Annotated in this window: 32 protein-coding genes and 1 pseudogene; 12 read left to right on the top strand and 21 right to left on the bottom strand. The window is 52.6% G+C overall.

What is annotated here, in order from left to right; all coding sequences use genetic code 11:
• Positions 1 to 22 precede the first annotated feature (22 nt).
• The gene (locus AC0Z7K_RS04360) at positions 23 to 832 is read left to right on the top strand and encodes a histidine phosphatase family protein (protein WP_485613043.1); all 810 of its coding nucleotides are present in this window, start codon (positions 23 to 25) and stop codon (positions 830 to 832) included.
• Positions 833 to 840: 8 nt separating this feature from the next.
• Here AC0Z7K_RS04360 and fliR read toward each other — a convergent pair whose 3' ends face one another.
• The 13 genes from fliR to fliF all read right to left on the bottom strand — a co-directional run bounded on the left by fliR (position 841) and on the right by fliF (position 12,019).
• Positions 841 to 1,629, bottom strand: coding sequence for a flagellar biosynthetic protein FliR (fliR, locus tag AC0Z7K_RS04355; protein ID WP_413529626.1), 789 nt, complete (start codon positions 1,627 to 1,629; stop codon positions 841 to 843).
• Between the two features lie 3 nt (positions 1,630 to 1,632).
• On the bottom strand, positions 1,633 to 1,902 hold the full coding sequence (fliQ, locus tag AC0Z7K_RS04350) for a flagellar biosynthesis protein FliQ (protein ID WP_056769862.1): 270 nt from the start codon (positions 1,900 to 1,902) through the stop codon (positions 1,633 to 1,635).
• A gap of 166 nt (positions 1,903 to 2,068) precedes the next feature.
• A complete protein-coding gene (gene fliP / locus AC0Z7K_RS04345) occupies positions 2,069 to 2,821 on the bottom strand; it encodes a flagellar type III secretion system pore protein FliP (RefSeq protein ID WP_413529625.1) in 753 nt (250 codons plus the stop codon).
• Positions 2,818 to 3,249 (bottom strand): flagellar biosynthetic protein FliO, encoded by a 432-nt coding sequence (gene fliO, locus AC0Z7K_RS04340; RefSeq protein WP_413529624.1) that lies wholly within the window; start codon positions 3,247 to 3,249, stop codon positions 2,818 to 2,820. Before fliO ends, fliP begins: the two co-directional genes overlap by 4 nt.
• Positions 3,249 to 3,665, bottom strand: coding sequence for a flagellar motor switch protein FliN (gene fliN, locus AC0Z7K_RS04335; RefSeq protein WP_112168100.1), 417 nt, complete (start codon positions 3,663 to 3,665; stop codon positions 3,249 to 3,251). The genes fliO and fliN overlap by 1 nt, the downstream gene beginning before the upstream one ends.
• Positions 3,658 to 4,674: a flagellar motor switch protein FliM gene (gene fliM, locus AC0Z7K_RS04330; protein ID WP_413529623.1), complete on the bottom strand. Its 1,017-nt coding sequence runs from the start codon at positions 4,672 to 4,674 to the stop codon at positions 3,658 to 3,660. Before fliM ends, fliN begins: the two co-directional genes overlap by 8 nt.
• Before the next feature lie 7 nt (positions 4,675 to 4,681).
• Positions 4,682 to 5,182, bottom strand: coding sequence for a flagellar basal body-associated protein FliL (gene fliL / locus AC0Z7K_RS04325; RefSeq protein ID WP_413529622.1), 501 nt, complete (start codon positions 5,180 to 5,182; stop codon positions 4,682 to 4,684).
• Between the two features lie 196 nt (positions 5,183 to 5,378).
• Positions 5,379 to 6,740, bottom strand: coding sequence for a flagellar hook-length control protein FliK (locus tag AC0Z7K_RS04320; protein ID WP_485613039.1), 1,362 nt, complete (start codon positions 6,738 to 6,740; stop codon positions 5,379 to 5,381).
• Positions 6,737 to 7,183 carry a flagellar export protein FliJ gene (fliJ, locus tag AC0Z7K_RS04315; protein WP_485613037.1) on the bottom strand — a complete coding sequence of 149 codons (447 nt, stop codon included), beginning with the start codon at positions 7,181 to 7,183 and terminating at the stop codon, positions 6,737 to 6,739. The genes AC0Z7K_RS04320 and fliJ overlap by 4 nt, the downstream gene beginning before the upstream one ends.
• 19 nt (positions 7,184 to 7,202) lie before the next feature.
• Complete coding sequence (gene fliI, locus AC0Z7K_RS04310) at positions 7,203 to 8,567, bottom strand: flagellar protein export ATPase FliI (protein WP_112168095.1); 1,365 nt, start codon at positions 8,565 to 8,567, stop codon at positions 7,203 to 7,205.
• The gene (gene fliH, locus AC0Z7K_RS04305; protein WP_413529619.1) at positions 8,567 to 9,322 is read right to left on the bottom strand and encodes a flagellar assembly protein FliH; all 756 of its coding nucleotides are present in this window, start codon (positions 9,320 to 9,322) and stop codon (positions 8,567 to 8,569) included. The genes fliI and fliH overlap by 1 nt, the downstream gene beginning before the upstream one ends.
• A complete protein-coding gene (gene fliG / locus AC0Z7K_RS04300; RefSeq protein ID WP_485613035.1) occupies positions 9,315 to 10,307 on the bottom strand; it encodes a flagellar motor switch protein FliG in 993 nt (330 codons plus the stop codon). Before fliG ends, fliH begins: the two co-directional genes overlap by 8 nt.
• Positions 10,304 to 12,019, bottom strand: a complete 1,716-nt coding sequence (fliF, locus tag AC0Z7K_RS04295; protein ID WP_485613033.1) for a flagellar basal-body MS-ring/collar protein FliF — start codon at positions 12,017 to 12,019, stop codon at positions 10,304 to 10,306. Before fliF ends, fliG begins: the two co-directional genes overlap by 4 nt.
• Positions 12,020 to 12,301: 282 nt before the next feature.
• Here fliF and fliE point away from each other — a divergent pair, with 282 nt between their 5' ends.
• From fliE to AC0Z7K_RS04280, 3 genes are all read left to right on the top strand, one after another.
• Positions 12,302 to 12,616, top strand: coding sequence for a flagellar hook-basal body complex protein FliE (gene fliE, locus AC0Z7K_RS04290; RefSeq protein ID WP_112168091.1), 315 nt, complete (start codon positions 12,302 to 12,304; stop codon positions 12,614 to 12,616).
• Positions 12,617 to 13,190: 574 nt separating this feature from the next.
• Entirely contained in the window at positions 13,191 to 14,096 is a 906-nt protein-coding gene (locus AC0Z7K_RS04285) for a bestrophin family protein (RefSeq protein WP_112168090.1), read from the top strand.
• Between the two features lie 114 nt (positions 14,097 to 14,210).
• Positions 14,211 to 14,450, top strand: coding sequence for a hypothetical protein (locus AC0Z7K_RS04280; protein ID WP_112168089.1), 240 nt, complete (start codon positions 14,211 to 14,213; stop codon positions 14,448 to 14,450).
• A 48-nt stretch (positions 14,451 to 14,498) separates the two neighbouring features.
• On the opposite strand, the gene AC0Z7K_RS04275 is transcribed toward AC0Z7K_RS04280, so the two are convergent.
• Entirely contained in the window at positions 14,499 to 14,963 is a 465-nt protein-coding gene (locus AC0Z7K_RS04275; RefSeq protein WP_485613031.1) for a GNAT family N-acetyltransferase, read from the bottom strand.
• Between the two features lie 328 nt (positions 14,964 to 15,291).
• Between AC0Z7K_RS04275 and AC0Z7K_RS04270 the strand changes: the two genes are divergently transcribed.
• Positions 15,292 to 15,465, top strand: coding sequence for a hypothetical protein (locus AC0Z7K_RS04270; RefSeq protein ID WP_485613029.1), 174 nt, complete (start codon positions 15,292 to 15,294; stop codon positions 15,463 to 15,465).
• A gap of 66 nt (positions 15,466 to 15,531) precedes the next feature.
• On the opposite strand, the pseudogene AC0Z7K_RS04265 reads toward AC0Z7K_RS04270, so the two are convergent.
• A pseudogene (locus tag AC0Z7K_RS04265) lies at positions 15,532 to 15,654 on the bottom strand (DUF7736 domain-containing protein); the annotation flags it as partial.
• 239 nt (positions 15,655 to 15,893) lie between these two features.
• Here AC0Z7K_RS04265 and AC0Z7K_RS04260 point away from each other — a divergent pair.
• Complete coding sequence (locus AC0Z7K_RS04260) at positions 15,894 to 16,163, top strand: hypothetical protein (RefSeq protein WP_485613027.1); 270 nt, start codon at positions 15,894 to 15,896, stop codon at positions 16,161 to 16,163.
• 91 nt (positions 16,164 to 16,254) lie between these two features.
• Here the strand turns inward: AC0Z7K_RS04260 and AC0Z7K_RS04255 are convergent, their stop codons facing one another.
• Positions 16,255 to 16,530, bottom strand: a complete 276-nt coding sequence (locus tag AC0Z7K_RS04255; protein ID WP_413529612.1) for a hypothetical protein — start codon at positions 16,528 to 16,530, stop codon at positions 16,255 to 16,257.
• Positions 16,531 to 16,922: 392 nt separating this feature from the next.
• Here AC0Z7K_RS04255 and AC0Z7K_RS04250 point away from each other — a divergent pair, with 392 nt between their 5' ends.
• Both AC0Z7K_RS04250 and AC0Z7K_RS04245 read left to right on the top strand, forming a co-directional pair.
• On the top strand, positions 16,923 to 17,177 hold the full coding sequence (locus AC0Z7K_RS04250; RefSeq protein ID WP_413529611.1) for a hypothetical protein: 255 nt from the start codon (positions 16,923 to 16,925) through the stop codon (positions 17,175 to 17,177).
• Positions 17,178 to 17,248: 71 nt separating this feature from the next.
• Entirely contained in the window at positions 17,249 to 17,407 is a 159-nt protein-coding gene (locus tag AC0Z7K_RS04245) for a YqaE/Pmp3 family membrane protein (protein WP_112168083.1), read from the top strand.
• A gap of 82 nt (positions 17,408 to 17,489) precedes the next feature.
• On the opposite strand, the gene AC0Z7K_RS04240 is transcribed toward AC0Z7K_RS04245, so the two are convergent.
• The 5 genes from AC0Z7K_RS04240 to fliD form a co-directional block, all read right to left on the bottom strand.
• Positions 17,490 to 17,666 carry a GhoT/OrtT family toxin gene (locus AC0Z7K_RS04240; RefSeq protein WP_013575783.1) on the bottom strand — a complete coding sequence of 59 codons (177 nt, stop codon included), beginning with the start codon at positions 17,664 to 17,666 and terminating at the stop codon, positions 17,490 to 17,492.
• Between the two features lie 117 nt (positions 17,667 to 17,783).
• On the bottom strand, positions 17,784 to 18,638 hold the full coding sequence (locus AC0Z7K_RS04235; RefSeq protein WP_485613025.1) for a helix-turn-helix transcriptional regulator: 855 nt from the start codon (positions 18,636 to 18,638) through the stop codon (positions 17,784 to 17,786).
• Between the two features lie 227 nt (positions 18,639 to 18,865).
• Positions 18,866 to 19,228, bottom strand: coding sequence for a flagella biosynthesis regulatory protein FliT (fliT, locus tag AC0Z7K_RS04230; protein ID WP_413529609.1), 363 nt, complete (start codon positions 19,226 to 19,228; stop codon positions 18,866 to 18,868).
• Positions 19,203 to 19,640, bottom strand: a complete 438-nt coding sequence (gene fliS / locus AC0Z7K_RS04225) for a flagellar export chaperone FliS (protein ID WP_413535001.1) — start codon at positions 19,638 to 19,640, stop codon at positions 19,203 to 19,205. The genes fliT and fliS overlap by 26 nt, the downstream gene beginning before the upstream one ends.
• 10 nt (positions 19,641 to 19,650) lie before the next feature.
• Positions 19,651 to 21,078 carry a flagellar filament capping protein FliD gene (gene fliD, locus AC0Z7K_RS04220; protein WP_485613023.1) on the bottom strand — a complete coding sequence of 476 codons (1,428 nt, stop codon included), beginning with the start codon at positions 21,076 to 21,078 and terminating at the stop codon, positions 19,651 to 19,653.
• A gap of 252 nt (positions 21,079 to 21,330) precedes the next feature.
• Between fliD and AC0Z7K_RS04215 the strand changes: the two genes are divergently transcribed.
• The 4 genes from AC0Z7K_RS04215 (at position 21,331) to AC0Z7K_RS04200 (ending at position 25,890) form a co-directional block, all read left to right on the top strand.
• Positions 21,331 to 23,133 carry a FliC/FljB family flagellin gene (locus AC0Z7K_RS04215; protein ID WP_485613021.1) on the top strand — a complete coding sequence of 601 codons (1,803 nt, stop codon included), beginning with the start codon at positions 21,331 to 21,333 and terminating at the stop codon, positions 23,131 to 23,133.
• A gap of 285 nt (positions 23,134 to 23,418) precedes the next feature.
• The gene (locus AC0Z7K_RS04210) at positions 23,419 to 24,141 is read left to right on the top strand and encodes an RNA polymerase sigma factor FliA (protein WP_056769937.1); all 723 of its coding nucleotides are present in this window, start codon (positions 23,419 to 23,421) and stop codon (positions 24,139 to 24,141) included.
• A 54-nt stretch (positions 24,142 to 24,195) separates the two neighbouring features.
• Positions 24,196 to 24,702: a flagella biosynthesis regulatory protein FliZ gene (fliZ, locus tag AC0Z7K_RS04205; protein ID WP_485613020.1), complete on the top strand. Its 507-nt coding sequence runs from the start codon at positions 24,196 to 24,198 to the stop codon at positions 24,700 to 24,702.
• 177 nt (positions 24,703 to 24,879) lie between these two features.
• The gene (locus AC0Z7K_RS04200; protein ID WP_485613018.1) at positions 24,880 to 25,890 is read left to right on the top strand and encodes a D-cysteine desulfhydrase; all 1,011 of its coding nucleotides are present in this window, start codon (positions 24,880 to 24,882) and stop codon (positions 25,888 to 25,890) included.
• Positions 25,891 to 25,940 lie beyond the last annotated feature (50 nt).

The following is a 25,940-nucleotide window of genomic DNA, read 5'->3' as shown; positions in this document are numbered from 1 at the left end:
CGTCAACAATAAGGATGCTGTTATGAAAAATACGTTTACCAAAACCCTGCTTTCCCTTTTCGCATTCAGCCTGCCGGTCCTGTTCAGCAGTGTCAGTCTGGCAACGGTCACCACGCCCGCAGTGCAGGCGACCAGTGATAAAGGTGAAGTCACGTTTTACGTCACCCGTCACGGCAAGACATTGTTCAACACCGCGCACCGTGCGCAGGGCTGGTCAGACACGCCGCTCACCGCCGCCGGTGTCGAAGTGGCAGAGCAGTTGGGTCGCGGGCTGAAAGATATTCCTTTCTCTCAAGCGTATTCCAGTGATGCTGGCCGCGCCAGGCAGACGGCAAAAATCGCTTTAGCTTCCGCCGGGCAACCGCTGCCGGTGACCGAAGATCAGCGCCTGCGCGAAACTTTCTTCGGTCCGATGGAAGGTGAACATGAACTGCTGATGTGGGAGCCGGTGGCTAAAAAACTTGGCTACAAGGATTTCTCCGCGCTGACGCAGGCACTCTCCAAAGGACAGATTTCGCTGAAAACCATGATGAATACGCTGGCCGATGTCGACCCGTCGCACACCACTGAAAACGCCGCGCAGGTGCATCAGCGTATGCAGGCCGCACTGAAAGATATCGCGCAGAAAGTCAGCGCAAAGGGAGGCGGCAACGTGCTGATCGTCTCCCACGGTATGGCGATTATGGCGATGCTCGAAGGCATGACCCCGGAAGAAAACCTGCGTGCGCCGTTACAAAACGCCAGCGTCACGGTTATCACCTATCAGGACGGTAAATTCACCGTGGGTAAAGTCGGTGATATGCAGTTTGTCGAGAAGGGGAAAGGGCTGTGACGCATTGATTAACGCCCCGTTGCCAGCTGATTCATCACCAGCACCAGTTTATCGAAGACTTCGCTAAACAGATGTTCGCTGAACGGGGCGAGCAGGGGCATCATCATGCCGATTGAAAGGATGCCAATACTGAGCGTCAGCGGGAAGCCTATCACGAAAACAGAAAGCTGCGGCGCGACGCGGTTGAGGATGCCGAGCGCCATGTTCAGCGTCAGCAGCAGAGTGACAATCGGCAGCGCCAGCATCAGACCGCCGCTGAACACGATGCTGCCCGCCTGAGCGACGGCCATAAAACCTTCGGCATTCATCGGGTTCGGGCTAACCGGCAGGGTATGGAAACTGTCGGCAAGCAGGGAAATCAGCCACAGATGGCCGTTGAAACTTAAAAACAGCAGCACTGCCAGCAGATTGAGAAACTGGGCGAGCAGCGGAGAGTTGAGACGGTTGCTGGGATCGTAAAAGGTCGCAAAGGAGATACCCATTTGCAGCCCCATAATTTCACCGGCCATGCGGATTGCGGCAAATGCCAGCTGCATGGTCAGGCCGAGCGCAGTGCCTATCATGATTTGTTGCATGGTCAGCCACAGCGCGGGTGTGGAGAAAATCGGCGTATCGACCACCGGCAGGGCGGGTGCAATCAGAAAGGTGATCATTGCAGCGAGGCCAATTTTCACCTTTTTCGGCACCTGTTTTTCACTGGTGATGGGCGCAGTGCTCACCAGCGCCAGGATGCGCAGCATTGGCCAAAAATACATGCTCAGCCATCCGGCTAACTGGGTGCTGTCAAAGGAAACCATGGGTTAACCGATGATGTATGGCAGGCTGGAAAACAGCGTGCGCATGTAATCAAGCAGCAGGTTCAGCATCCACGGACCGGCGATAACGATAGTCGCAACCACCGCCAGGATCTTCGGGATAAAAGACAGGGTTTGTTCGTTAATTTGCGTCGCGGCCTGCAACAGGCTGACGATAAGACCGGTCACCAGCGCCGCCAGCAGCAGCGGGGCAGCGACGGCCAGCGCGACTTTCATCGCTTCGTTGCCTATCGCCATAACTGATTCAGGAGTCATAGCATTCTCTTTAAATGTGAACCTGCGTGGGCTAGCTTACTTGCCATTTTGTCCTCCGGCAGTGCTCGCACTCCTCACGTACTTATGTACGCTGCGGGTGCTCCGCGCTGGCGGTGAACAAACTGGCGGCGACGCTGACGCCCATAAAGTCAGGCAACTGTATTTATTAACTGTAAAAACTCTGCGCCAGCGATCCGAGCAGCAGTTGCCAGCCATCGACCAGTACGAACAGCATCAGCTTGAAGGGCAGTGAAATGGTCGCGGGTGGCACCATCATCATCCCCAGCGCCATCAGGACGCTGGCGACCACTAAGTCGATAATCATGAACGGAATAAATACGGTGAAGCCGATCTGGAAAGCGGTTTTCAGTTCGCTGGTGACGTAAGCGGGTAACAGGATGCGCATCGGCACCGCTTCCGGTCCGGCCAGCGGCGGCAGGTTGGCGAGACGGGCGTAGAGCGCGAGGTCGGTTTCGCGGGTCTGGCGCAGCATGAATTCACGCAGCGGCTGAGCCCCTTTGTCCATCGCATCCTGCATGCTGATTTTGTTTTCGGTAAACGGCTGATAGGCGTCGGAATAGATTTTGTCGAAGACCGGCGCCATGACGAAGAAGGTCAGGAACAGGCCAAGGCCGAGCAGTACCTGGTTCGGTGGCGCAGACGGTGTACCCAGCGCATTTCGCAGCAAACCCAGCACGATAATGATGCGGGTAAAGCTGGTACACATCAGCAGCATCGCGGGCAGCAGGGTCAGCGTGGTGATAAACACCAGCGTCTGGATCGGTAAAGACCAGTTCTGCGCACCATTGGCCATTTGCTGGCTGATGATGCCCGGTAATTGCGCGAACGCTGAGGGGCTGATGAGCAACAACAGCGGCAGACACAGGCGGGTGATCAAAGGGGATTTCAAAAAGGTCATGCCTGCTTTCCCGGACGTTTTAACATTTTTTGCATCAGCTGACGAAAATCAGCGGGCTGTTCAGTGGCGGCACCCGGCGTGGTATCCACCGGCGGCGCACTCAGGGTGTGCAGCGGTGTGATGCTATGGGCGGTCACACCCAGAACCAGCCAGGTATTGTCCACTTCCACAATCACCACTTTTTCACTGCGCCCGACCTGACAGCTGGAGGTGATTTTCAGCAGCTTGTTATTTTTTGCCTGCGGCGCCAGACCGGTGCGTTTGGCCACCCAACCGATAAACAGGATCAGCAACAAAATACCGCCAAGCACCGAACTGACCTGGGTCAGTACGGAACTGGCAGGCACCACCGGCGCCGGGGCCTGCGTTGTGGCGTGGTTTGCCGGGCCGGAAATGTACGGAGAGTCCGTCGCGGCGTTCTGGTTCATCAGCGGCTCAGACGACGCATACGTTCTGACGGCGTGATGATATCAGTGATGCGCACGCCGTATTTATCGGCCACGACCACGACTTCACCCTGAGCAATCAGGTAACCGTTGATCAGAATATCCAGCGGCTCACCGGCCAGACCGTCAAGAGAAACCACGGAACCCTGCGACAGGCGCAGCAGCTCTTTGATGGTCATTTTGGTACGGCCTAATTCCACGGTCAGTTTCACCGGAATGTCGAGGATCATGTCGATATCCTGCAAACCACCGGCTCCTTCCTGGGCGCCCAGCGCGGCGAAAACACCCTCGGTTGACGCTTTGGCGCTGCCCGCAGATTGTTGTTCGTTAAACGCATCAGCCCATAAATCGTCAACGTTTTCCGATCCCGCGTCAGACGGTTTATTGGTGTCACTCATGGGGCTGTTCCTCATCTAGAGAATTTAAAATTGGGTTGATCAAATGTTCAACGCGCAGAGCGTATTGTTCGTTTAAGGTGCCGTATTTACTGGTCAGCACCGGCACGCCGTCGACGTGGGCAATCAGGCGATCCGGCTTTTCAATCGGCAGCACATCGCCCGGTTGCAGTTTCAGGATCTGAGACAAGCGCAGCGGGATTTCGACGAAGTTCGCCACCAGTTCCAGCTCGGATTGCTGAACCTGTGTGACCAGATTTTCGCGCCACTGGCTTTCTTCATGACGGGAGTTTTCAACCGGTGGATTGGTCAGCAACTCGCGAATCGGTTCAATCATGCTAAACGGAATACAGATGTTGAAATCCCCGCTCAGCGCACCGATTTCCACGTGGAACGGCGTGGTGATGACGATGTCGTTTGGCGAAGAGGTGATATTGGTGAATTTGATCTGTAATTCCGCACGCACGTATTCGACGCTCAGTTTGTAGACGCCGCTCCAGGCATCTTCATAGGCGTCCAGCGCCAGCGTCAGCATGCGTTTGATCACGCGCTGCTCGGTGTGGGTGAATTCACGCCCTTCCACTTTGGTCGGAAAACGACCATCGCCGCCGAACAGGTTATCTACCGCGATAAAGACCAGGCTTGGCGCGAACACAAACAGCGCCGTGCCCCGCAAAGGCTTAAGGTGGATCAGGTTGAGATTGGTCGGCACCGGCAGGTTGCGGGCAAAATCGTGATAAGGCTGAATTTTGATCGGCCCGACGGTGATATCCGGGCTGCGGCGCAACAGGTTAAATAACCCCATACGGAAATGACGGGCAAAACGCTCGTTAATGATTTCCAGAGCTTGCAGACGCTCACGCACAACACGGCGTTGCGTTGTGGGGTCAAAAGGTTTTACGCCGTCATCGGCCGCCTGATTTTTAGCGTTGGTGGCTTCAGGCGCGCTGTCGCCGCTGTCACCGTTGAGCAGTGCGTCGATCTCGGCCTGTGAAAGAATGCTGTCGCCCATAATTTGATTATCGCAGTATGAAAGCAGTGAAAAGCACGTCGTTGATCACCTGTGGGGGCTGACCTTTGACCAGGGGCACGTCCAGAACTTGTTTGATTTCCTGCACCAGTTGCTGCTTGCCGGTTTCACTGACTAAATCCGACGTTTTCTGACGAGAAAGTAGCAACAGCAAGCGGCTGCGCACTTCGGGCAGGTACTCATTTAGAACCGCGCGGTTCTTTTCATCCGGCAGACGCAGGGTCAGGCCGATGTAAAGCACACGGTCAGGATCGTTATCTGGCGTTTGCAGGTTGACGGTGAAGGTATCCAGCGCCAGGAAAATAGGTGGCACCGGCGGTTCGTTTTTCTTCACTTCAGCGGTCTGTGTACCCGGAGCCGACTGCTGTTTGTGCAACATCCACCAGGCGTAACCCGCCGCACCACAAGCACCAATGGCCACCAGTAAAAGCAGAATCATCAAAAGCGGTCGCTTTTTTTTGCGCGAGGCCGAGACAGCAGAGTCAGACATGGATGAGGCGATTTCCTGTAAGTATGAGCAGGTCAGCTGAGGAAGGCTCAACCTGCTGAGTCAATTCTGAAAATGATTATCCCGCTTATCCTGTTGTTCAATAGTCAGAATAGGCGGGAAAAATAAGGTCAGCTCTGCCGTTTGAATTAAGTGAACACTGACCGTCAGTCATTATCTGAAACAAATTTGCGAACAATTACGCAAAGATATCGACGCTGTTATTGCCGCTGATACGTTGCGCAAGGGACGCAGGAACCGGCAGGGCATCCGCCGCTGAATTCACGCCGCCGGCATTAAAGGCCGCCCAGCTTGAAGCGTTCCCCTGCTGCGAACCGGATTGTGAACTTTGCTGCTGCGTCTGTTGCCACTGCGAGCTGTCGCTGCCGACGCTGCTCTGTCCAAGGCTGATGCCGTTATCCGCCAGCGCGGTTTTCAGATCGGGCATTGCGGCTTCAATCGCTGAACGCACCGCGCTGTGACCGGAAACAAAGTGCAGCTGCGCCTGATTGTTTTCGATTTTCATGCTGATTTGTATGGAGCCTAAATCCTGCGGATGCAGGCGCAGTTCTGCGCTCTGTAATCCCTGACGATTGAACATCATCACCTGCTGACCGAGCTGCTGCTGCCATTCCGGCGTGCCCAGCTGGGCGTTGAGCAATGGCGTGCTCGGGCTGGTGACCACGCTGGTGGTGGTCGGTGTGGTGGAAACCGGTGCAGAGGACACGGCGACGGCGGCGTTATTCACCAGATTCAGGGCGCTGTCGGAAATCCGGCTGTCAGCCTGAGGCGTCACGGCGGCATTGCCCGTGGCGGCGGTCATGGATGCCAGCGCACTGCTGAAATCAGGGGTCGCAGCCGGAGAATTCTTGCTGGCACCGTGTGTTGCAGCAGGGGGCGTTGCGGCGCTGTCAGTCACGGCAGTTTTGCCGTCATCGCCCAGCAGCGAAGAGGCTGACGTCGTCAGACCGGCAAGCAATGCGCTCTTTTTATCGGCATCAGTGGCATCACCGGACGTTGTCGTTTGCGTGAGCGCAGCGGTCGCGGTCTGCACCTGCTGAGCCGGTTGCTGTTGCGCCGCCAGCTGGGCGAACAGCGCCTGTACCGGCAGGGTAGTCGCATCATCCGCTTTGCTGTCTTTATCTTTGTCCGTCAGCGCAGCGTTTTTCAAAGACGAGGTATCCGTGCCTTTCAGGCTGCCGTTGGGTAACAGTTGGATCGCCGCAATCATTTTGCTCAGATCACTGTCATCTAAGGTCAGGCTGCCATCTTCTTCACCGGTGGTCACCGCCTGAGTCAGTGTGGTTTTATCCACCGTCTGGCCTTTGGCGCTGATCTTCTGGCCGAGCTGTGAAAGCTGGCTGGCCAGTTTGGGGTCGAGTTTTTCGCCGAGCTGCGCCTGCAGTTGTGTGGCGAAATCAGGTGTCACACCCGTCGTGGAGCTCTCCCCGGCGGACGCGGCATCAGAGGCCGTGGCAGAAGAAGAGCTCGCACTGCCGGACGCAGCGGACACGGTGGATTTTGCCGTAGTGACGGCCACAGGCAATATATTCAGATTCATAGCATTTTTTTCCTGTAAGCGCTGCGCTGGGCAAATTCATCGTTCTGCTTTTGATCCATCTTATTCTCATGCGAACGCTGCTGTTCACTGGCACGGGTTTGCAGAGTCTGATAGGCGTTCAGTCGCTGTTGCTTATCCTGCCACTGGTTTACCGCAACATTCAGCCGCTGATCCCACTGCTGCAACTGTTTGCGGTGCTGATCGATGGCCACTTCCAGCGTGCCGATAAACTGCTGGTAGTTCTGCCAGGTGTTTGCCGCAATCCCGCCGGTCATGGTGTTATTGAGTTTGTCGCGATACTCGCGCTGATAATTGAGCAGCATAGTGAGCTGTTCTTCAGCCTGAGAATGTGACTGCCTGATTTGCCCAAGATGACTGGTCGCCTGATCCAGCGCTTTTTGCGCCAGAGAACAAAGGGTGATCAATGGTGATGAACTTTCCATTCGATATTCCTTCAGTTAATTAGCCCGGGAACAGCATGTTCAGTTCCAGACAGGCATCTTCATAGGTACTGCGTTCCATGATGTCCTGCTGGAGGAAGTTCTCCATCTGCGGGTACAACCGGATGGCGCGATCGAGCATCGGATCGCTGCCTGCCGCATACGCGCCGACGCTGACCAAATCGCGGTTACGCTGGTAGCTGGACAACAGTTGCTTAAAATTACGCACGCGGGCGTACTGCGCATCGTCGATCAGGGACGTCATTGCACGGCTGATCGACGCTTCGATATCAATGGCCGGGTAGTGGCCGGATTCCGCCAGACGACGTGACAACACCACGTGACCATCGAGAATGGCGCGGGCGGAGTCGGCGATCGGATCCTGCTGATCATCACCTTCGGTCAGCACGGTATAGAAGGCGGTGATAGAACCGCCGCCGCTGATGCCGTTTCCTGCGCGTTCAACCAGCGCAGGCAGTTTGGCAAAGACGGAAGGCGGATAGCCTTTGGTCGCCGGTGGCTCACCAATGGCGAGAGCGATTTCACGCTGGGCCATGGCGTAACGGGTGAGGGAATCCATGATCAGCAATACGTGCTGACCACGATCGCGAAAATCTTCGGCGATACGCGTGGCGTAGGCGGCACCCTGCAAACGCAGCAGGGGCGAAACGTCCGCCGGTGCGGCGATAACTACCGAACGTGCGCGGCCTTCGTCACCTAAAATGTTCTCGATAAAATCTTTTACTTCGCGACCACGTTCACCGATTAGGCCGACTACGATCACATCGGCCTTGGTATAGCGCGCCATCATGCCGAGCAGAACGGATTTACCGACGCCGGAACCGGCGAACAGTCCCATACGCTGGCCGCGACCGACGGTGAGCAGGGAGTTAATGGCGCGCACGCCAACGTCGAGCACATCGGTGATCGGCGTACGTTGCAGCGGGTTGAACGGCGGGGTGATCAGCGCAGCGCGATAACCGGTATCCGGCGGCGGCAGGCCGTCGAGCGGTTTGGCACTGCCGTCGAGCACGCGGCCCAGCAATTGCGGGCCAAGGGGAAGTTGTTTGCCCGCGGTATGGCCGTCGGGCGAGATCCGCGCATACACGCGAGCGCCTGGCAAAATACCTTCGACTTCTTCGAGCGGCATCAGAAACAGGCTCTGGCCGTTGAAACCAACCACTTCGCTTTCCACTTCCTGCACGGTCGGGCCGTCATGACGTTCAATAAGACAGGTCGCGCCAAGCGGCATCTGCAAACCGGTAGCTTCGAGAATAAGCCCCGTGGCGCGGGTCAGGCGGCCATAGCGGCGCACCGAAGGCGTGCGGCCCATGCGCTTTTCGGCATCGTCGAGCGTTTTCAGCAGGCGGCTCAGGCGGGCGGTCATCAGAGATCTCCCGGTGCCGCGAGACGGCACAGTTCATGCCAGCGCGTGGCGATGGACGCATCCATATCGCCGTCTTCCGCGCTGACTTTACAGCCGCCGCTGTGGATCTGGTTATCGGCCAGCAAACGCCAGCCGTGCATGCTCAGGCTCGCACCCATCTGCGTTTCAACACGTTCAAAATCGGCCGGATTGACGCGCAGCTGCGGTTTACCTTTAAACATCGGCTCCTGCTGGATGAGCTGTTGGATCTGGTTGAGCAGGGCGGAACCGTCACAAATCGGTGCCTGACCCAAAATCTGTTTGGCCGCCGTCAGCGCCATTTGCATCAGACGCGAGGCGATAACGCTGTCCAGCGCATCCAGCGTTTGCTGGAAATCAGCCACCAGCACCTGCCAGTGTTCAGTGAGCACCGCCTGCTGTTGCTGGCCTTCCAGTAAACCCTGCTGCTGCCCGGCTTCCTGACCAGACTGAAAACCGGCGGCGTAGCCCTGTTTCTGACCGGCCTCCAGACCCTGCTGGAACCCTTGCTGTTCAGCGCGGCGTTGCAAGTTTTGCAGTTCATTCTGATCGACCTGCACTTTCGGCTGGCCGTCGTCCTGCGCTTCCTCACCTTCCTGCAACAGAGGTTCGAGGGGGGAAGTAAAGGAAGGCATCGCCAGATCGCCCGGCCGCCACGGCTGCCACGGGAGGGCGTTAAGACGCTCGGTCTGCCGCTCTTCAGCGGTTTTCTTCTCCGGCGTTGGATTATCAGACATAAGAATCCTCGCCGCCGCCAACCATCATTTCGCCAGACTCTGCCAGACGGCGAACCGTTTGCAGGATCGCTTTCTGTTCGTTCTCGACCAGAGACATACGCATTGGGCCACGGTTGGCCAGATCGTCGCGCAGGATATCGGCCGCACGCTGCGACATGTTGCGCAGGAATTTCTCGCGCAGTGGCTGTTCGGCACCTTTCAGTGCAACCAGTAACGATTCGCCTTCGATTTCCTGCAACAGGCGCTGGATACTGCGATCGTCCACGTCCACCAGATTTTCGAACAGGAACATCTCGTCGATAATTTTCTGGGCCAGTTCGCCGTCGTAACCGCGTACCGCTTCGATAACCGCTTCTTCCTGCTGGGTTTTCATCAGGTTGATGATTTCCGCCGCAGTACGAACACCGCCCATCTTCGACCGCTTGAGGTTCTGGCCGTCAAGCAGGTTGTTGAGCACTTCGGTCAGTTCTGCCAGCGCCGCTGGCTGGACACCGCCGAAGGTGGCGATACGCAGCATGACGTCGTTGCGCAGACGTTCGTCAAACAGCGCAAGAATATCGGCTGCCTGACCACGTTTGAGGTGCACAAGGATAGTGGCGATGATCTGCGGATGCTCGTCGCGGATCAGATCGGCTGCAATCACCGGCTCCATAAAGTTGAGCGTTTCCATGCCGCTGGTGGTTTCGCGGGATTCCAGAATATCTTCCAGCAGGCTGGACGCGCGTTCTTCGCCCAGCGCCTTGGTCAGCACCGCACGCAGGTATTCGCTGGTGTTGACGCTCAGCGCGGCGTACTGCTCGGACTCGTCCTCGAACTCATTCAGGACTTCGGCCAGCTGCTTGTTGGAGATCTGATGGATATTCGCCATCGCGCCACTGATCTGCTGAACTTCGCGCGGGGAGAGGTGCTTGAACACCGCCACCGCGCGGTCTTCGCCCAGCGTTATCATCAAAATGGCGCTTTTTTCAGTTCCGGTCATAGTCATGGTTGTTCGGTACTCATCCATTGGCGGATAACCAGGGCGACGATACGAGGATCTTTATCGGCCAGCTCCTGAACGCGTTGAGTTTGCACTTCGACGCTGACGCGCTGCTGTGAACGCTTACGTTTCTCCAGCTCGTCATTGCTGAGTTTCACCGGTTTGCTGCCTTCAGGCTGAGGCTGGGACGCGGCCAGAACGGCGGCGGCAACGGCATCTTTCTCGGCCTGCTGTTTGCGCAGCATCGGACGAACCATCTTGCGCCACAGCAGCCAGGCCACAATCAGCACCAGCAACCAGCGGCCGGCATCGATCAACTGATCGAAGAACGCCTGTTGTTTCCAGAACGGCAATTCAGCGGAGTCGTCGCTCGCTTCATTGAACGGCGTATTCACCACGTTCAGGGTATCGCCGCGCTCGGTGGAGAAGCCCATCGCTTCGCGCACCAGATCGTCAATTTTCTTCAGCTGCTCGTCGGTCAGCGGTTTGGCTTTGCCATCCGCACCGGTCTGATAGTTGACGACCACCGCCGCAGACAGGCGCTGTACCGCACCGGCGCTGTGCTGGGTGTGAGTGATGGTGCGATCGACTTCGTAGTTTGTGGTTTCGTCACGACGGCTGTTCGACGGTACCGCTGAACGGTTCGCCGTGCTGTTTTGTGCAGCGTTCTGACCGTTGGTGGCCTGATTCTGTGCACCGTTCGCCGCATTGGCCGCCGGAGGCGTGGTCACTGGCGTGGTAGCCGCCGGAGCAGGCTGGTTGCTCAGTGCGCCCGGCACACCGCCGACCGATGAACCGCCAATCTGATCGCTGGTGCTGAGCTGGCGGGAACGCACCGCGGCTTTATCCGCTGCGCCGTTCGGCTGGTAATTTTCGTCAGTCTGTTCGCGGGTGGCGTAATCAATCTGCGCGGTGATTTGCGCGTGAACGTTACCGTTGCCGACCACTGGTTGCAGAATCGCTTCGATGCGACGTTGCAGGCGGCCTTCCACTTCGTTGGCATATTTCAGCTGCGAGGCATTCAGATCACGCCCGTTGCTGTCGGACTGGGTAAGAAGGTGACCGCTTTGATCGACCACCGTGACGCTGGCGGGTGGCAGGCCAGAGACGCTGCTCGACACCATATAAACGATGGCGTTGATCTGGCCATCATCCAGGGCGCGGCCCGGTTGCAAATTCAGGGTGACGGAAGCCGAAGGGTTTTTCTGTTCACGGACAAATAAAGAAGGCTTTGGAATGGCTAAGTGAACACGGGCGCTGGAGACCGGGCCGAGCGTTTCGATGGTGCGGGAGAGTTCGCCTTCCAGTGCGCGCTGATAGTTAATCTGCTCACTGAACTGGCTGATACCAAATTTCTCCTGATCCATCAGTTCAAAACCGACAGCGCCGCCTTTCGGCAAACCGGCCGCAGCCAGTTTCAGGCGGGTTTCATACACTTTATCCGCAGGGATCAGAACCGCACCGCCATTATCAGAAAACTGATAGGGGATGTTCATCTGCGTGAGCTGGGTGACGACGGCGCCGCCATCCTTATCGTTGAGGTTACTGAACAGCACCTTGTACGTTGGCTGCTTGGCCCACAGCGTCATAACAACAATAACAGCCACGGCAGCGGCAGCAGCAATGGCGATAGGAATTTTTGGGTTGGCGCGCAGGCGAGTAAGCAACGCAGTAAAACCGCTTCGAGGGTTTTCTGCGCCGGCTATTGCGGAACTCATACAAGATCCCTATTTAGCTGTTGGATGGTGGTGTTCATGTTGTCTCGTAACAAAACAGACTCCCAAGTGCGCAATCGTTGAAGCGTGATATTTTTCAAACCTCCGTACAGGCAGGCCTATTTTCTAGGTGAGCCATTATTTGTCGCGCAAGGCAAAGTTAATGGCCCGATAAGCCATGGTTTTTACGGTCAATTGCGGCGTTTAGGAAAAAACTGATGTGATAGGGTGTCATTCCATGAAAGAACCCCATTGGTCACAGATACAGCGATAAGCGGAGAAAGCATGTCAATTCAAGGCATTGAGAGCGTTTTACAGCAAATGCAGGCCACGGCCGTGCAGGCGGGAGCCATCAAGCAACCCGATGCCACCTCAGAAGCCGGTTTCGCCAGTGAGCTGAAAGCTGCATTAGGCAAAATTAGTGAAACGCAAAACAACGCAAAGTTGCAGGCTGAAAAACTCGAAATGGGTGTGCCGGGCGTCAGCCTCAACGATGTGATGGTCGATCTGCAAAAATCCTCGATCTCATTACAACTGGGCGTGCAGGTAAGAAACAAACTGGTGGCGGCGTATCAGGATGTGATGAACATGTCGGTGTAATGTATTAACTCAATGAAATCATGATAAAAGAATTGCTACCTGTTGCCCTGTGGGGCATAGCGGGGGCAATTTATTTGACTTTTAGAGAGGGAAAGGAAATAACAGGGGCAGCAAAGATTTACTTCGCAAAAAAAATCGAACGTTAACCGTTAATAATCGTTATCAATATCCTGCATCGCCGAACGGATCACCCACCACACAGCCAGACCCAGCAATGCCAAAACAATAAACAAAATCACCATAGCCCAATTCCTTCATTTCACTTTGCGAAGGTTCTCACAGGACGTCCGTCATTTTTCCGAGCTTAAGACCGTTTTGTTACAGCCATAAGATCCTGACTTAGTTTTTGAATAGTTACGTTACGATATTATTATCGACCGCAAACAACTACAACTTGATAGGCAGGGAAGAATTGTTTCAACTTATTGTTCATTGTAAATATCAGCTTGTGAACGAAATGAGTTCTCTAAAAAAATAAATGTTAGCTATGTCACAAAATTGTCCTTTGCTTGTGCAGGTTTATTTGCCAAAATCGCGAAAAAATGTTTCCACCTGCTAAAAGCACCTGCACAAAATGATAATCCGCCCACCCCGTCACTGGTTCTTACGTTTGTTCGTCTGGCACGGCTCTGTGCTGCCCAGCATTATGTTCCGGCTGAGTCTTAATCTTCTGATGTCACTGGCCGCCATCCTTTGCCTGCCCTGGTACGAAACGCTTGGCGTTAAACTGACGCTCGCGCCTTTCAGCCTGCTCGGCGTGTCGATTGCGATCTTCCTTGGCTTTAGAAACAGTGTAGCGTATTCGCGCTATATCGAAGCGCGCCAGCTGTGGGGCGGGTTACTGATTGCCTGCCGTACGCTGCAAAGTCAGGTGATGGCAGTTTGTCCGGGTGAAGCGCATCGGGTGACCGCGTTGCTGCTGGCGTTTTGCTACAGCCTCAAGCATCAGCTGCGTCACAGCGATTCACGGCCCGATCTCGAACGTTTATTAGGGGATGATGCGGAGGATATTCTTTCGCGGCGCGCACCGACTAACATGGTACAGCTGCGGTTATCGCAGTGGCTGGCGGAACGCCGCCGGACCGGCGAAATGTCGGATGTGGTTTACGCGCACATGGACACCACGCTGTCCCAGCTTTCTCAGGTAGTCGGCGGTTGTGAGCGCATCGTCAGTATGCCGATCCCTTTCGCTTACGGGCTGCTGTTGCACCGCACGGTGTATCTCTTCTGTAGCCTGCTGCCGTTCGCCCTTGTGGTGGATTTGCATTACATGACGCTGCTGGTGTCCGGTTTTATCTCTTATACCTTTCTGTCGCTCGATACCCTGGCCGAAGAGCTTGAGATGCCGTTTGGTTATGCCAATAACCACCTGCCGATGGATGCGATGTGTACCAATATCGAAATCAATTTGCTGGAGATGAACAACCAGTCGCAGCTACCGGATACGCCGATGCCGGATGCGCATTATCGTCTGACCTAGGTGGCAAGTGTCACGATTTGGGTAAGATTCATAAACTGTCATAAATACGCAACAAAAATGAAATAGCGTGTACGGGTCCGCTGTATAACGTCCCTGAGCATTCTCGAGGTATTTATGTCAGTCATTCAGGCCAAATCTCTGCACGAAGCCGAAGACCTGCTGAATTCCGGTATGGTGAAAAAAGTCGAACTGGCTTTTAGTATTAACAGCGATGAGTTTTTCAAACTCGCGCTGGAATGTGGCGATCGCGGTGCGAAAATCACCAAGGGTAAGAATTTCTTTGTTATCACACTCAAAAAATGGGTCATTCCTTCTAATGACCTGCCCGCCACCAAAAGCAACGTCCTGATGTGATACAGTCTCCATAACACTGCCATCCCGACAGTGTTATGGAGAATTCCTCTAGGACACGGTTTTCATCATATAAACGCTCAGCGGATCCGGTGATTGCACGTAATCACCAAAGGCCTCCGTACGCGCATACCCGAGTTTCTCGTACAGCGTGATGGCTTTTTCCTGAAACACACCTGTTTCCAGATACAGGTCTGTGTGCCCCAACTCTTTCAGTTTCTTTTCCATCGCGGCGATAAGCAGCGAAGCGATCCCTTGTCCGCGAAACAAGGGGTTAACGTACACCCGCTTCATCTCGGCGATGCGATGTTTTGAGATGTACAGACAGGCGCATCCGGCCCAGTCGTCATCGACTCGCGCCATAAAACAGGTGATATCACCTTCATCCAGCTCTGTGATATTGACACCGTAAAACGATTCGGGGGGATAGAGCGGGTACTGATAAGCGTCCAGTTCGGCAATAAGACGGGCTAAATGCGGGTGGGCTACATCGGTTTCGAAAATCTGGGCACTCACGGCGTGGCTCTCAATGCAACATTTTGGATTTATATTCTTAACTGAAATCGCCCCGAAAACAAGCGACTGCCTGAGGGAAGAAGGGAAGCGGACACGCGAAGGTGTAAGTAAATCGTAATAATTGAAGAACTCTTCGCCACGTCTGTCAGAGTTATCTGAATTGATCAAAATGTGATCACTTTGTCTGTCATCCCTGATTTTTTTACCTCATATTCTTCCACTGTAAGAAATGTATACAATGCAATAACTCACCGTGATTAATTTACCTCCTCCAGTCGCGGTGAGATGAACGAAGCACATTATAAGTGTTTGAATAAAGGATAAAATTATGGCTGTCTATCCTGTTGGCGTTTTTGTTGCGCTTACTTTTACACCAGGTTTGTTTGAAGTAATCACGATTTTGAATGAGGTATCACCGGTGCAGTATCAGGTGATGAATGTTGAGACGGGGAATGTGATCAGAGTGAATGAGAACTTTATTCGCGGAATTATAAAACCTTAACAACATGACCGGGCAGGCTGGCAGCGTTCGTGTGCCAGCCTGCCCGGCCTTATTTTGTTTCCGTGGTCAGTCAGGCATCAGCGCGTTAAAATCCTCTTCGTACAGTTCGCGGCATTCCTGGATAAACTCCGGGTAGCCCAGTTCGGATGTCTGCACATCACGTCCCAATCGTTTTTCTAAATCCTCGTGAAATCCCTCAAACTATCCGTGCAGAATGCCGGTAAAACCGGTGAGGATGATGCATTGCTCGGGTGTTAGTTTCGTCACGTTGAGTTCCTTAAGCGATTTTTAAAACCAGAATTTTTAAAATTGTTAAAAGTTTCTGAAAAGATGTTGAAAAGGGAGAGGTGCCTCACGTCGTGTTTCTGCAAAACGACGCAACATGTCCTATCCTCTAATTAATCCTACTGAAAAACAAGGAGTCACCGATGGATCAGGACTTGTTCGAACAGGCGCCCTTACCGCTGTTAACCCGTTTTCAGGTGGGAGACAGGGTGAAGTTACTCACTTTTCCTGTGGGTATTCATCCTGCCAGCTATCAGCTGGATGTGGCGATTACCGCCATCCATGACGGTGAGTTTGAGGGGGAGATTGTCCGTATCGCAACCCTGGGACGACACGATCATGAGGAAGCTCATTTTATGCTGGGCGGGCAGGTGGCTTTCTACGCGAGAAACATTCAGGGTATGGCCTCCTGACGGATAAAAAACAAAACCCCGCTTTAGTGGCGGGGTCTTAAACGACTTCACACTTACACTTCTTTTTCACTTCACGCTGACATTGCGTCAGTTACATCATTGGCTTCACGTGTTTGGTATTCGCCTGAGTGGTCAGTTCGTCTGCGGGAATTTTCGAACAACTGCCGCAATATCCCACCAGATACCATCTTCCGTCGGCGCCTTTCTCCGGATTCACTTTGTAACGCTCGTTACGCTTTCCATAAAACTCACGATCCACATTCTTTGATGCATCTTCCCAGAAACACAACGAAAACTGATGACATGCATCGACATGCCGTTGTCCGTCGCGGCTTCCGCCAACCAGTAAATAATGATATTCAGACATACTGCCTCCTGAACCCCAAATATGATGGGGTAATTGTCCTGACTACAAGGAAACTACCTGGAATTTCAACCCGAAAACAAAACAAGAGAGACAATAACGGGCGTATAGCACCACCCGAGGAACACATTTTTTATTACGTAAACTATAGAGCAGATCACAAGATGGGGGAAGAAATATGGGTGAAATGTGACCTGTGTCACTTTATATTTTGCCATGATTGTGATTTTGCGCAGACATTCCGTCAGGCCATTGTGAATGAAGGATTTTTGTGGAGCCGCCACAGAGGTCAGCGGTTGAAATAGGGGGGATAATCCCTTGTGCTGCGGGCTTAGAAGTCAGGTAGTGCGTGCTACTTTGGCTACGTTGATTCTTTTACTCGCGCAGGAAATGTAATGGCAGAAAAACAGGTTATAGATTTGGTCATGTCAGTCAATAAACACGTCGAAGAAACTGCCATGCAACATCTGATGCTGCGCAATTTTATTATCGTGATGTGCCGGAGTATGACCGAAGAGCAAAAAAATCAGGTGAGATGGCAGATGCGCCAGATCCATCAGGTGACTGATGCTGAACATCGGCAGGGCGATGTGGAAATCCTGGAGAAAACCCGGCGGGATATGGAAATTATGCTGGAACTGATCAATTAGGTTTCTTCTGATATCTGTCTCTTCAGGGGTGAACTATCATTAACATAATGATAACCAAAGGGAGATATAAAATGGGATTTTGGAGAGTACTGATCACCATTCTGGTACCACCGTTGGGCGTACTGATAGGGAATGGTTTAGGCGGAGCATTTCTGCTGAATATTTTGCTGACTTTACTGGGCTATTTCCCGGGTCTGATCCACGGTTTTTGGGTACAGACGCGTAAGTAATACCTCTTGTAAGCACAGCACGAAGACTGACATAACACGTCATCTGAAAACCCGGTCTGAAAGCCGGGTTTTTTTTGGAGGGTCAGAACAGAGAGAAGAGGAGAACCACAGGAAGGCTCATCGGCCAGGTAAATCCAATAATGCCGGACGTTAATAGCCTGATCTTAATCGTATCGCGGCTCACCAGCAGGGTGAACAGCACGGCGATACCCAGCCCGCCCCAGTAAATCGTTTTTATCACTTCCCACCAAACGTGCACAACCAACCCCTGACCATTCATAAAAACCGGCGGGTATGATATTCCGTTAACATCTGGTAATCAATTATTGTGTGATGTTACTCATAATTTTGTAATGTAAGTATTTGGCGCTGATTGTTATTGAACATCACTTGTGATCGGTGAGTGAACCGATTGCGCGCGTAAATGCCCCCGAATGGCGGTGGGTGCAAAACCGAAACGTTTGCGAAACCGCTCAGCAAAACGCGAACCGCTTTCATACCCGACCTGATGCGCGATGTGGGAAATGGCCAGATCCGTGCATTGCAACAGGCGCAGGGCGTGGGTCATGCGAACATCAATCATCAGATTACGCAGTACACTGTTTTCGGCTGCCAACCGGCGTCGCAGCATCACTTCATTCATCATCAGTTGCTCGGCCACTTCCGCTGCCGTAAAGGTTTTATGCAGATTGTTGACCAGCAATTCCCGTACCCGCTGGGTCATGCTTTCGCTGTGTTGCAGGGAATAACGCACGCCGAGCTGCGACAGCCACAGCAACTGCTCAAGCATCCGGTGGCGGGTTATTGGCGCAGGCAGTCCGTGATGCCAGAGAAGAGCATTATGGGTGTCAGTAAAACTTTGTTTGAAGGCACTGGGAACGTGGGGAATGACTTGCAGGTGATCGACAGTAATCAGCGGGGGTTTAAATGCCGATATATGCAACCCTGCATCGGTCAGCAGGACATTATCCCACGCCATAATCGCGCAGCTAAATGGCCCGTTTTCTGAAAGCTTGTGGGTAAGCCCCAGCGTTTGCCCGCTGTTGAGCACCAGCATTTCACCCGTTTGCAGGGACACTTCCTGATGCTGATAATGAACGGTCATGCTGCCATTTTGGATCAGGAGTAACTGAGGTTTGTCGATATATAAATCTTGAATAAAAAGTTCACTGTGCTGAATAAGTAGCGAGGTCGATCCTATCCCTGGGGTGACTTTTATTTTACGTACCATGGTGATGATGCCCGAATATGACGACGACGGCGTCCAGTTGCCTGAATATAAATCAAAGCTGCGCGACTTTGTTACTAATACAAACTGGTTACCTGTTGAGGCGAAGTCAGGGATGGAGACAGAGAGAATTAGCCCTGGCAGCTGTGCGCTCTCTGCCTCTGAAACCTTAGTATGTACAAGAAATATTTGATAAAATAGAACAATATAAAATAAAACGAAAGTAATAATTATTGGCGATCGCCAAACGCGATTGAACGGAGATCGATTTTTCCGTACGTCATATTCACTTGTTGTTGTCTTGACGACTGTCCAATCAGCTCGGTGAGTTGATTCATCCGGGCTTGTAATAATGTTTTGATCATATTTTCGTTATCCAGAATCTGACGCAAATATTTGCGTACTTCATACTGAATAGCCATCGACGTGCTTTCTGCTACTGGCAACGTGGTGGTCGCTTCCACGGCTTTCAGATAACTGACTTCGAGCTCGACCAGCTCATCCCATTTCTCTTCTTTCGCCAGCCGCAACATCTGCTCGCTTAAAGTCAGGATCAGTTGATATTCATTAACCAGATACTGATGTTGATCCATTATATTGGTCCTGCGACGGGTGATAGTTTGGGCCGATTTGCCGCCAGGCATCGGCAATATTTTCCAGCAAGCCCAACACTTCCGTGATGGCTTCCTGATCGTTGTGTAAATTGGCATGCAATAAACGACGAACCATATAGGAATAGAGCGCTTCGAGGTTATCCACTAAATCGGGATCGCCTTTCTCGCGGCTCATTCCGGCTTTCAGTCCGCTGTCGATAATATTAATGGCCTTAGAGAGCGCTTTGCCTTTATCGGCAATATTTCCCTGCTGCATAAAAATGCCAGCACGGATAAGGGCGCTACGCGCCCCGTCAAATAACATCACCACTAACTGATGCGGAGAAGCGCTCATGACAGCGCTTTCAATTCCTATCTGAGCGTAGGCCTGTGTTCCTTTTGAGTTATACATTTCTCAATCCTTATGAACTTGACGAATTCATTGCTTCGAACTGTTGAGTCAGATAGTCGCCGGTATTTTTAAGTTTCGACATGGCAACATCCAGCGCAGTGAAACTGGTTTTATAACGCGCGATGGTGTCATTAATGCTGTCGTTGGTTGAGTTGTACTGTTTGGTCAGTTGCTTGAGGGTATTATTGATCCCCGTTTTTGCCGTTTCGATGGAACCATCGGTGGCAATAAACCCTGTCGCCAGATTGGTGACCATTGTACCGATACCGGTTTTTTTACCATCACCTACGATCAACTGGGAAACTGCTACGGTATTGTTTTTAAGCGCAGCAGTGAGTTTGGTGCTGTCGATTTTAAGATTACCGTTATTGGTCGGGTCCTGAGTAATACCAATCGCCGCCAGGTTCGTGAAAGTGCCGCTACCCTGAGCGCTGGAAATAGCACTTTTCAGTTTCACCTGAATATCACGTAACACCGAATCGCCTAAGAGCGCCCCGTTGTTGGTATTTTGCGTGTCAGTATTGGCATCTACCGCCGTGTATTTGGTCAGGCTTGAGAAGCTGTCCTGCAGTGTGTTATAGGCATTCACAAAGTTGGTGATCGCCGTAGCCGCTGCCGTGGTGTCTTTAGTGACGGTCACGCTGGCATCATTGCCCGTCGTGGTGGTGGCCAGCAGATTCAGTGTTACGCCTTCAGGTGCATCGGTGACAATGTTACTGTCGCGCTCAATGGGCGTACCATTTAAGGTTAACTTGGCATTTTTAGCCTCAACGCTTTGATTCATACCGTTAGTCGCTTCAGAACCGGCGGTATAACCAATCACGCTGTTCAGTTTGTCATCACCTGTGACGCTTATCGACATGGCATTATTCACGCCACTGGTATTGGCACTGACGATCAGCTGGTAGCTGCCATCGGAGACTTTCAGTACGCTGGCTGTGACACCGCCACCGGCATTATTAATGGCATCACGCATTCCACCCAGCGACGTTTGCGCATCGGTCAAGTTGATGGTCAGAGGTTTGGCGGTGCCACCTTGCTGAATGGTCAACGTGCGGGTGCTGCCAGTGGTGCCCAGCGCAGTGGTGGTATCAGGCTGTACACCGGAAATCAGGGACTGTGCCTTCGCCAGTTGAGTCACACCGATGGCGTAGGTGCCCGACGCGGCCCCGGCGGTCGTCGTTACGGTAACAGCGCTGCTGAGGCTGGATGTCGCCGTGCTGCTCTTATAGAGGTCTGCACTGGCCATCGCTTTTGACGCATCGTTAAAGGTAGACAGTGCGCTTTTCAGGGTGCCATAGGCAGTCAGCTTCGCGGTATTGGAGGTCTGCGCGTTAGTGATTGGCGTCAGACGCGCTTTTTCCGCCGTGCTCAGATTGGTCAATAAGGTGCTGAGGTCCAATCCTGAACCGATGCCTAATGAAGTGATAGTAGCCATACGTATCCTTTACAGTGTGTAAGTGTCTTTAAGCCCTATCGGCACGACGTAGAAAAAGTTTAATGGAATGCAACAAAAAGTAATGGCGGGAATAGCCGGTATAAGGAGGGGTATTTCGCGGCGTAAGAAAGTTTGGATTTTTGACAAATAATTCTAAAGGTTGTTGGTGAAGCGCCGATACAAGTTTGGACGGTGATGAACGCCGTGGGCAAATAAGCCCGAACCCTTAACCAGATTTGAAGGAATATCCTCATGGCACAAGTAATCAATACCAACAGTTTGTCACTGATGACTCAGAACAACCTGAACAAATCACAATCTGCTCTGGGCACTGCTATCGAGCGTCTGTCTTCCGGTCTGCGTATCAACAGCGCCAAAGACGATGCTGCTGGCCAGGCGATTTCTAACCGCTTCACATCTAACATCACTGGCCTGACTCAGGCTTCACGTAACGCCAACGACGGTATCTCCGTTGCGCAGACCACTGAAGGCTCACTGAGCGAAATCAACAACAACTTACAGCGTATCCGTGAACTGTCCGTTCAGGCTGCCAACGGCACCAACTCAACATCTGACCTGGATTCAATCCAGGATGAAATCACGTCCCGTCTGTCTGAAATCGACCGCGTTTCTGGTCAGACTCAGTTCAACGGCGTGAAAGTGCTGGCGAAAGACTCCACCATGTCCATCCAGGTTGGCTCTAACGACGGCGAAACCATCAAAATCGACCTGCAGGCAATCACTGCTGACACGCTGGGTCTGAATGGTTTCAATGTGAATGGTTCAGGTACTGTGGCAAACAAAGCGGCAACTATCAGTGACCTGACTGCGGCTAAAATGAATACCACCACAAATACTGTGACTACGACCAACAACGCGTTGACTGCTTCACAGGCTCTGGACCAGTTAAAAACTGGTGATACAGTACAAATTGACTCTTATGGTGCTGCCGCAGCTAAAACAACCAATACTTACACTTACGATGCAACTGCAGGTAATTTCACATACACAAATACAAGTAATAACGATGCAACAAAAGCTGGTAATCTTGCTGATACATTATTGCCAGCCGCTGGTAAGACTTTAACCGGTACATATAAAGCTGCTACAGGCGATGTTACCTTTACTGCTGATGCAAATGGCGCGCTGACCATCGGTGGTCAGGCTGCTTACCTTACAACTGACGGCAACTTGACAACTAACAATGCTGGTGGTGCTAAAGCTGCAACTCTTAAGTCAGTCTTTACGTTGGCTGCAGATGGTAAATCGTTAGGTAATGGCAAATCTGCTGAAATTAGCCTGAATAATACCACCTACAAATTCCAGAATGCTGCAGACGTTACTAATACTGCTGCTGTGACTACAGCAGCTGGCGTGTCTTACACAGCGACAGCTAGCAAAGAATCAGTAATGGCGCAGGTTGCTTCTGCAAAACAGATCGCTGGGACAGCAGTTGCTGGTGATACAGCTGCAACCGTTACTTACAATTCAGGTGTTCAGACTTATAAGGCTGTTTTTGCAGCGGGTGACGGTACTGCGAGCGCTAAATACTCTGGTGGCACTGCTGTTGCTAATGCCAGCGCTACTTTTACAGATACAGATGGCGAACTTACTACAGTTGCTTCTTACACGACCAAATACGCAATCGATGCTGATAACGGTAAAGTAACAGTAGACTCTGGTACAGGTACCGGTAAATACGCTCCTAAAGTAGGCGCTGAAGTGTTCGTTAGTGCTGAAGGTAAACTGACTACTGATACCACCAGCACCGGTACTGTAACTAAAGATCCTTTGGCCGCTTTGGATGCTGCAATTGCTAAAGTGGATAAATTCCGTTCTTCACTGGGTGCGGTTCAGAACCGTTTCGATTCTGCTATCACCAACCTGAACAACACTACTACTAACCTGTCTTCTGCACAGAGCCGTATTCAGGATGCTGACTACGCGACTGAAGTTTCTGCAATGTCTAAAGCGCAGATCCTGCAACAGGCGGGTACTTCAGTATTGTCTAAAGCTAACCAGGTTCCACAGTCTGTTCTGTCCCTGTTGCAATAATTTTCTCGCAGGTTACAAACAGTCCAACCCCGCTTCGGCGGGGTTTTTTTTAACCAAAACTTACGAATTTGTACAATCCCTTTGGTGGGCGGGCTGGTATAATTTAGGATAATCTTTATATTTAGATCAAAATTTAAGCTATCACGACCAGCAGGCAGAGGGGTGGCGACAGGCGATGTTCGAGACATAATCAAAATAGCCGCGCTTTTTTGTCCTTATTCTGCCGATTGAACAGGGTTTCCACTGTCACAATGCTACAGACCCTTAATTTTACAGGTTACGACAGTGAGCGATCTGTATACCGCCGACGGCGTGATAGACAAAAATTCTTTGTGGCAGCGCTATGTTCCCCTCGTGCGCCATGAAGCCCTGCGTTTGCAGGTACGGCTTCCCGCCAGCGTAGAGCTTGATGATCTACTGCAGGCGGGGGGGATTGGCCTGTTGAATGCGGTTGAGCGATTTGATGCGATGCAGGGCACGGCGTTTACTACCTACGCCGTTCAGCGTATTCGTGGCGCGATGCTTGATGAATTGCGCAGCCGCGACTGGGTGCCGCGCAGCGTGCGACGCAATGCGCGTGAAGTGTCTCAGGCAATGCATCATGCAGAACAACGATTAGGGCGCCCACCGAGCGAAGGAGAGGTGGCGCAGGCGCTGGATATTCCCATCGAGGAATACCGGCAAATACTCATGGACACGAACAGCAGCCAGTTGTTTTCTTATGACGAGTGGCGTGAAGAGCACGGCGATTCGGCCGAGGCATTGATGGAAGGGCACGAAGAGGCCAACCCGTTACATCATCTGTTGGAGGGCAATTTACGTCACCGGGTGATGGAAGCCATCGATGCGTTACCAGAACGGGAAAAGTTAGTTCTTACGCTTTACTACCAGGAAGAGTTGAATTTAAAAGAGATCGGGGCAGTGCTGGAAGTCGGGGAATCCCGGGTAAGCCAGCTGCACAGTCAGGCGATTAAGCGATTGCGAACGCGCCTGGCCAACGACCACTGATCCGCTTTTTCCTGGCCGGTTATACATTTTATGTCCCTTATCAGGAATAAATTTATGCCAGCGGGAATCAAAACAAGGCCTTTAAGCCGTTATCTTAAAGATTTTAAACATAGTCAGACTCATTGCTCACAGTGTGCAAAAGAACTCGACAGGATGGCACTGGTGTTTCGCGGGCAAATCATCAATAAAGAGGCCATCGCTAAGATGGACCAGCCTATTGATGACGACGTGTGGCACAACCTGTCGCAAGAACTGACCGCGCTGTGTCGTTTTTGCAGTGAGATTAGCTGTAACAGCCATTCGTCGTATTTTGACATTATGGCGTTTAAGCAATATTTGTTTGAACAGACTGAAATGAATCACAGCACGGTGCGCGAGTACGTTGTCCGCCTCCGCCGTCTGGATGAGATTTTATCTGCCAGCAACTATCCTCTCGATAAACTGAAAGGGGACAGCATCCACCAGCGGATCATCAGTGATGTTCCGGTGGCGGCGCACGATAACTACCGTATTGCCCTGCGCAAATACGATCAGTATCTGGCCTGGCAGAAATCCGGCTGAGTCCGTTTCGCACAGAATGACAATGAAACACCCTAAACAGGTTCCTCCGGGAGCCTGTTTTTTTGTCTCCAGTTTGTATACATTCTTTATATACTTAATCATCAATATCATTTCATATCCGAATAATTCATTTTTACGGTTTCGCTCAGCCGTCCGGCTGCGCGTCAGGGGAACACTGTGCCTGCTCAAATTTCATTGCTTAAAAACCGGCTGGATGCCTTTGATCGTCTCGATTTACTGGGTAACAGCACGCCGCTGGAAAAATTACACCGTCTTTCAGAACACGTTGGCCGCGACATTTACATCAAACGTGACGACGTCACTCCGCTGGCGATGGGCGGCAACAAGCTGAGAAAGCTGGAATATCTGGTCGCCGATGCGCTGGCAGAGGGTGCAGATACGCTGGTGACCGCCGGGGCTATCCAGTCAAACCACGTGCGCCAGACTGCCGCCGTGGCCGCCAAGCTGGGGCTCAAATGCGTCGCGCTGCTGGAAAACCCGATTGGCACCGGCGAGGCGAATTATCTGACCAACGGCAACCGTCTGCTGTTGGATCTGTTCAACGTCGAAGTGGTGATGTGCGATGCCCTGCACGATCCGATGGCGCAGCTTGCAGAGCAGGCTGAGCGTCTGGAGGCACAGGGCTTTCGTCCGTACGTGGTGCCGGTCGGCGGCTCGAATGCCTTAGGCGCGCTGGGATATGTGCAGTGTGCGCTGGAAATCGCTGAGCAATCTTCCGCCGGCTTTGTGGATTTCAGCGCCGTGGTAGTCGCTTCCGGCAGCGCCGGGACGCACGCCGGGCTCGCCGTGGCTTTACGCCATCTGATGCCGGATACCACCCTCATCGGCGTGACGGTGTCACGTAAAGCGCATGAGCAGCGTCCCAAAGTGGAGGCGATTGCCCGCGAGGTCGCCACTCATCTGCAACTGGATGAAAACATTCCGTCGATAGTTTTGTGGGATGAATACTTCGCGCCGCGTTACGGTGAGCCGAACGAAGCGGGTATGGCGGCGGTTAAACTGCTGGCTGAACAGGAAGCGATGTTGCTGGATCCGGTCTACACCGGTAAAGCGATGGCGGGTTTACTCGATGGCATCGAACGCGGTCTCTTCCCTGAGGATGGCCCGATCCTGTTTATTCACACCGGCGGGGCACCTGCGCTGTTTGCTTATCACCCGTTTGTATAGGCATCACATATCGCTGTGATGGGTGGAAATGACCGTTTTGATGGCTTAAG

It is taken from the genome of Rahnella sp. 1L-D-7-B-C2, from assembly GCF_057290995.1.
This window is presented reverse-complemented; position numbering and strand designations above follow the sequence as displayed.